Source organism: Bilophila wadsworthia ATCC 49260, from assembly GCF_000701705.1.
GTDB lineage: Bacteria > Desulfobacterota > Desulfovibrionia > Desulfovibrionales > Desulfovibrionaceae > Bilophila > Bilophila wadsworthia.
Genome location: NZ_JNJP01000137.1, coordinates 1 through 6,274, shown reverse-complemented (window position 1 = coordinate 6,274; position 6,274 = coordinate 1). Strand labels below are relative to the sequence as shown.

Genomic DNA, 6,274 nt, shown 5'->3' with positions numbered 1-6,274 from the left:
GAAGGGACCTTTCTGGAGCAAGGTCCCTTCTCCCCTCCCCCGGCATCCTTTTTCCCCAATCGTTCATGCAAAACAACGTGGCTGATTACATACGGTCGCTGCTGGCGTCCGAGCGGTTCGCGCGGCAGGTGACGCACCATAGGGTTCTGCCCGCGCGTGAGGCCCGCTATGGCGAAACGCGCCGCCCGTGGCCCCGCGCCATTGCGGGGGTGCTGCGCGAGCGGGGGATCGCGTCGCTGTACAGCCATCAGGCGCTGACGGCGGATACTGTCCGCGCCGGGCGCGACGTGGTGGTCGCCACGCCCACCGCCAGCGGCAAAACGTTGTGCTACAGTCTGCCGATACTGGAAAAATGCTTACAGGACCCGGACAGCCGGGCGCTGATGCTGTTCCCGCTGAAGGCGCTGGCGCAGGATCAGCTTGCCGCATTTGGGGAGCTGACCGGGCATTGGCCCGAAGCGGCGAGGCCGTCCATCGCCATCTATGACGGCGATACGACCGATCATTTCCGGCGCAAGATCCGCAAGAACCCGCCCAATGTCCTGATTACCAACCCCGAAATGCTGCATCTGGCGATTTTGCCCTTCCATGAGCAGTGGACGACGTTCCTTGCGTCGCTCTCGCTGGTGGTTGTGGATGAGGCGCATACCTATCGCGGCGTGCTCGGATCGCATATCAGCCAGCTTTTCCGCCGCCTGAACCGGATCTGCGCCCGCTACGCCGCCCGCCCCAATTTTGTTTTCTGCACGGCGACGGTCGGCAACCCGGAGGAATTGGCGGGCAATCTGCTGGGCAGGGAACTGGTGCAGGAAAAGGGGCTTCCCTCGGAGAATGCTTTCCCTTTTTCCCCTCTGTTTTCCCCTTCCTCCTCTTCTGAGCCAGTTGCGTTGGGGAAGGAAACGTCCCTCAATGCCCCCCAAGAGTCGGCGGGCATCCCTGTCATCCGCGAATCGGGCGCACCGACGGGCAAGCGGCATATGGTGTTCATCGACCCGGAAGACAGCCCGTCCACGACGGCCATCGCGCTTCTGAAGGCGGCTCTGGCGCGGGGGCTGCGGACCATTGTGTACTGCCGTTCAAGGCGCATGACGGAACTCATCGCGCTGTGGGCCGCTGACAAGGCCGGAAGCTTCGCGGGCCGCATCAGCGCGTACCGGGCGGGCTTTTTGCCCGAGGAACGGCGCGAGATCGAAGCCCGCATGAGCGACGGGCAATTGCTTGCCGTGGTCACGACCAGCGCGCTGGAACTGGGGATCGATATAGGCAGCCTCGACGTGTGCATCCTTGTGGGGTATCCGGGCACGGTCATTTCGACCATGCAGCGGGGCGGCCGGGTGGGGCGGGCCGGGCAGGAATCCGCGGTGCTGCTCGTCGCGGGCGAGGACGCGCTGGATCAGTATTTCATCCATCAGCCCGAGGCGTTTTTCGGGCGCGAGCCGGAACGGGCGGTCATCAATCCCGACAACGACGTCATCGTCAAGCGGCACCTCGAATGCGCGGCGGCGGAATTGCCGTTGCCCAGTGATGATCCGTGGCTGCGTGGGCCGGGCGCTCAGGCGGCGTTGCGGGAGCTGGAAAGGGAGGGCCTGCTCCTCAAATCGGCGGACGGCAGGGAATGGGTGGCGGCCCGCAAGCGCCCGCAGCGGCATGTGGATCTGCGGGGCTGCGGTGCGTCGTGTACCATTGTGGACGCCGAGGGCAGGCCCATCGGCAGTGTGGACGGGCATCAGGCGTACAAGGAGACGCACCCCGGCGCGGTCTATCTGCATCGGGGGAAGACGTATGTGGTCAAAAGCCTTGATATGGCGGAGCGGGTTGTCCGCTGCGAGGTGCCGCAGCAGCGGGTAAACTGGCATACCAGGGTCAGGAGCCACAAGGAAACCGCCATCATCGAAGTGAAGGCCTCGGGCTCGGCGTTTGGTGCGCCCGTCGCGTTCGGGCGGCTGCGGGTCACGGAGACGATAACCGGCTATGAGCAGCGCTCCGTTGCCGACAACCGGCTGATCTGCGTCGTGCCGTTGGATCTGCCCCCGTTGGTTTTCGAGACGGAGGGCTTGTGGTTTTGCGTGCCGGATGGCCCGCGCCGGGCTACGGAGGACAGCCTCATGCATTTCATGGGCTCCATCCACGCGCTGGAACATGCGAGTATCGGGCTCATGCCGCTGATGGTCATGGCGGACCGTAACGATTTCGGCGGCATTTCCACGCCCATGCACGCGCAGCTCGGGATGCCCGCCGTTTTCGTGTATGATGGGTTGCCCGGCGGCGCGGGGTTGTGCCGTTCGGCTTTCCCGCGCCTTGCGGAATTGTTCGCGGCGGTGCGGGATCTGTTGTTGCGGTGCCCCTGCGAACTGGGTTGCCCGTCTTGCGTACACTCGCCCAAGTGCGGCTCGGGAAACCGGCCCATCGACAAGGCGGGGGCGTTGTTTTTGTTGGAGCGGATCATGGAGGCCCCCGCTCCGAGCGGGGATATGGCTGTGAGCGGGCTGGAATCGGAACAGCCGAAGGAGAAGACCGTTATGGCGGCGGATATTGAATTGGGAGGCCCGGCGGCGGGAAGTTCTGAGCGTATCGTTGCGCCGCTTCCGGAGCGGTTCATGGTGCTCGACGTGGAAACCCGGCGTTCGGCGGCCGAGGTGGGCGGCTGGCATCGGGCGGATCTCATGGGCGTCAGCGTGGCGGTCCTGTACGATTCCAAGGGCGATTGTTTCACCGAATACGAGCAGGAAGATCTCCCGGCCATGTTCGAGCGCCTGAGAGAGGCTGGATTGGTCATCGGGTTCAACTCGTCGCGCTTCGACTACGCGGTGCTGCAGCCGTTCGCCGGGTACGATCTGCGTTCCTTGCCCACGCTGGACATGCTTGTGGAGGTCAAAAAACGGCTTTCCTACCGTGTTTCGCTGGATAATCTGGCCCGTGCCACCCTGAACGCCCCCAAGAGCGCGGACGGGATGCAGGCGCTGCAATGGTGGAAGGAAGGGAACCTTGCCTCCATCGCCGAATATTGCCGCAAAGACGTGGAGATCACCCGAGACGTGTATCTGTTCGGGCACCGGGAAGGTTATCTGCTGTTCACCAACAAGGCCGGGCAGCAGGTAAGGGTTGTGGTGGAGTGGTAGGGAAGGAACCGTTGGAGAGGCTCTCTCCGAAAAAAGTTCCCCCATCTCCCGAGGATTACGGCGCTATCGAATTCCTCTGGGGTTCAGGCCGTGAGTCTCGGGAAATGGGGGAATGCGGGATAGGGAGGCGTCCGTCAGCGTGAAGGCTGATCGGGCGTCTTTTCTTTTTCCTTTGTGTCCTGTTGCGCCCCCTGACCGAGGGCGTGGGCGTCGGGGCATCAGCTCGGTACGGAGCGCCGGTTTTTGCCGATCATCCATCTAAAGCCCCAGACGACCCAGCCGACCAGCAATATGATGAACAGGATACTTTTCATCGGAACAGCTCCACGATTTCCCGGGGCGTGATGTCCGGGCGGATATCGCGCAGGGCGAGGTTGATGAAGTCGTCGGCGGTGTCCATGTCGAGTTTCATTTCCGGATGGTGCAGGGCCGGATCGAGCGGGTCGAAGGTGCGGATGGCGAACAGTTCCGGGTTGTCCACGATATACGAGAGGCAGTGCTCGCGGTGGGCGGGCAGGGTGGCCTCGTTCATGGCCTTGGTGAACAGTTCGAAGGAGACGATTTCCGCGCCGAGGCCGTCTGGGTAGAGGTTGTTGCGCGGGATGTGGTTGTAGGCGTAGTCGCAGTTTCCGGCGGTGTGTTCTCGCTGGTAGAAGCGGATCAGGTTGTCGATTTCCCCGCCCCAGATCAGCGGATTGTCGGCGCACACGCGGACCACGAGATCCGCACCGTGCGCGGCGGCGGCCCCATGCATACGCGAGAGCACGTCTTGTTCCGATCCCCGGAAGGTGTTGACGCCCTGCGCCCGCAAGTGGCGGGCAAGCACTTCGTCGCGCCGGGTATCGGGCAGGGCGACGACCAGATCGTCGGCCAGCTCCGAGCGCGCGCAACGCCCCACCACCCAGTCGATGACGGGCAGGCCGTGCAGGTTCAGCAAGGTTTTGCAGGGCAGGCGGCTTGATCCCAGCCGTGCCTGAATGACGATGACGGTTTTCATGGCTGTGTCCTTTGGGGGAGAGGTGGGAGAGAAGAGGAATCGGGGGAGGGGAGAAGGACCCCTTCAGGAGAAGGGCTTCCTTCTCCCCTCCCCAGGGCCCCCTCCCCTCATCCTCCTAAGACTTTTGGTTTTATCGAATCCCTGTCCGGGAGTGTTGCCGGTCGTCGAAGATTGTCAGGAGCACGGCGGAGTATGTCCTTTGTCCGTACCGGCCGGGGGACGTATCAGCAATGGCGTGAGAGTCCGTTTGTTCCGCCTCTGGGCCCTTTTCCTTCGCTCTGTTTTCAGCTTTCTTTTTCTTTCTTCAAGAGCTTCAAAATGCCGCTGACGACCTTGGCTTTGTTCTTCTCGAAATGGATGCGGGATTGGCGTTGATACAGGACGTTGCGGCGTTCGGGTTCGTCGATGAGTTCCACAAAAACTTTGCGGAGGCGTCCGGCGTTGAATTTCCGCATGATGCCCATGTAGGCGAAACCGTGATCCGCGCGGGCGAAGGTGTGCCGCGCCTCGCGTTCGTGCTGCGCCAGAACGATGCTCGGGATATGCATGTGGGCGAGTTCATAGACGGTGCGCCCGGCGGAACAGATGGCGAGGTCCACGCCTTCCATCATGCGGGACATGATGTTGGTGGCGTACTCGAAACGGAGCAGCGGATTGCCGAGGGCCTTGATGTGCCTGACCAGCTCGTCGCGGTGCGCGTAGCCCGGCCCGGTTACGACCCGGATGGCGATGCCCCGCTCACGGCAGAGCGGCTCGACGGTATCCAGCGTCTGACGGGTATAGTCGGGCATATCCGTACCGCCGAAGGTGATAAGGATGCACTTCGGGTCCGGGCGGAACGCATTCTGTTCGGCCTGCAAGAATTCGTCGCGCAGGCAGAAGTACTTGTGCCCATACAGAAAACGCTCGGGCTGTTTGCCGTTTGTTTCGTTTTGAGGCTCCTCGTACAGGGCGTTGACCACCTGATCGGCCAGCACCGAACCGGGCCCCTCGTCCTCGAAGTTGACCACGGGGATGTTCGCGGCCTTGAGGTGCTCCATATATTCACGGGGCGTGTCCAGCATGTCGTTGATCACAAGATCGGGATCGAGCGCCAGCACGTCTTCCCAAAGTTCGCCCTGCTGGATGACGGTCTTGTAATCGCGCGCGGCGATGTTGGAGGCGGCGAGTTCGCTTTCTTTGGTGCAGACGAAAAAGACTTTATGGTTGGCGATTTCGTGGGCCAGCATGAGCGAACGGAAGACGTGCCCCATGCCGATAGCGGGATAGCCCGCGACCACGAACACCACGCGGCGTTGCGTCAGAAGGCGTTCGCACAGCCACCAGTCCTGATAGCTGTTGATCTCCATCGCCCGATCATTGAGGAAATACGGTACCGTATGTCGGATGGTACCGCCGTCCAGCGCGTCGCTTTTGACGATGATGAGGGCCTTGCTCTCGACCACCAGCTCTGATTCGTCTTCGGACATGAAGGATTCCAGCCGCCCCTGATGGACTTCCCATATGCGGTGCCGGACGCTTTTGACGGTGACGAGGCAGTCGGCCTCGTTTTCAAGGAACGTCTTGTAGGCGTCGTCGATGTCCACCCACGTCAGCAGCGGGCAGCTTGCCCGATAGATGATGATGTGCCCGTAATCGTTGCCCAGTTCGCGGAGGATGGATTTCATCTCCGTGATGATGTCCAGCGAGGTGAAGCGCAGCCCGGCGTTGTAGTGCACGCGCACGCCGTTGCGTTCGCAGATCAGGCTGATTTCCTGGCTGTCCGTGACGACCACGACGTCGTGCGCCGGGACGACGCCGCGCGCCGTGTCGATGGCGCGCTGGATCAGCGTGACCCCCGCGAGGCGTTTGACGAGCTGGTCCGGAATGACCGCGTTTTTCTTGATGGCCGGGATGACGATGCAGCGTCGCGTTTCTGTCATGGGAAAATGCCTCCGGCGGCAGGTATTCCCCCTGTGAAGGCTGGCAAAAAGGAAAAGGGTACAGCCGGGGAACTTGCGTTAAAGACCAGTCTGTTGCGAAGACGCAACTCCGTATCGACCCATTTATGAAAGTCTTTGGGGAGGGTGGGGGAGGTTTGGAGGGGGCGGGGAAACCTTCTTCAGAAAGTTTTCCCGCCCCCTTTAATTTTAGTCTTCCGTTTTTTCCGTACCGGGCT

3 protein-coding genes are annotated in these 6,274 nt (G+C 62.0%); 1 reads left to right on the top strand and 2 read right to left on the bottom strand.

All coding sequences use genetic code 11. The features are described from left to right. Positions 1–65: 65 nt before the first annotated feature. Complete coding sequence (locus tag T370_RS0120920; RefSeq protein ID WP_029436893.1) at positions 66–3,119, top strand: DEAD/DEAH box helicase; 3,054 nt, start codon at positions 66–68, stop codon at positions 3,117–3,119. Positions 3,120–3,429: 310 nt separating this feature from the next. On the opposite strand, the gene T370_RS0120910 is transcribed toward T370_RS0120920, so the two are convergent. Further along, positions 3,430–4,116, bottom strand: coding sequence for a cytidylyltransferase domain-containing protein (locus tag T370_RS0120910; RefSeq protein WP_005028223.1), 687 nt, complete (start codon positions 4,114–4,116; stop codon positions 3,430–3,432). A gap of 284 nt (positions 4,117–4,400) precedes the next feature. Beyond that, positions 4,401–6,038 carry a glycosyltransferase gene (locus T370_RS0120905; protein ID WP_029436892.1) on the bottom strand — a complete coding sequence of 546 codons (1,638 nt, stop codon included), beginning with the start codon at positions 6,036–6,038 and terminating at the stop codon, positions 4,401–4,403. Positions 6,039–6,274: the final 236 nt, after the last annotated feature.

Excerpts from the sequence above, each read along its gene's own strand:
- T370_RS0120920 (WP_029436893.1), top strand. The coding sequence starts at position 66 with ATGCAAAACAACGTGGCTGATTACATACGGTCGCTGCTGGCGTCCGAG.
- T370_RS0120910 (WP_005028223.1), bottom strand. The coding sequence starts at position 4,116 with ATGAAAACCGTCATCGTCATTCAGGCACGGCTGGGATCAAGCCGCCTG.
- T370_RS0120905 (WP_029436892.1), bottom strand. The coding sequence starts at position 6,038 with ATGACAGAAACGCGACGCTGCATCGTCATCCCGGCCATCAAGAAAAAC.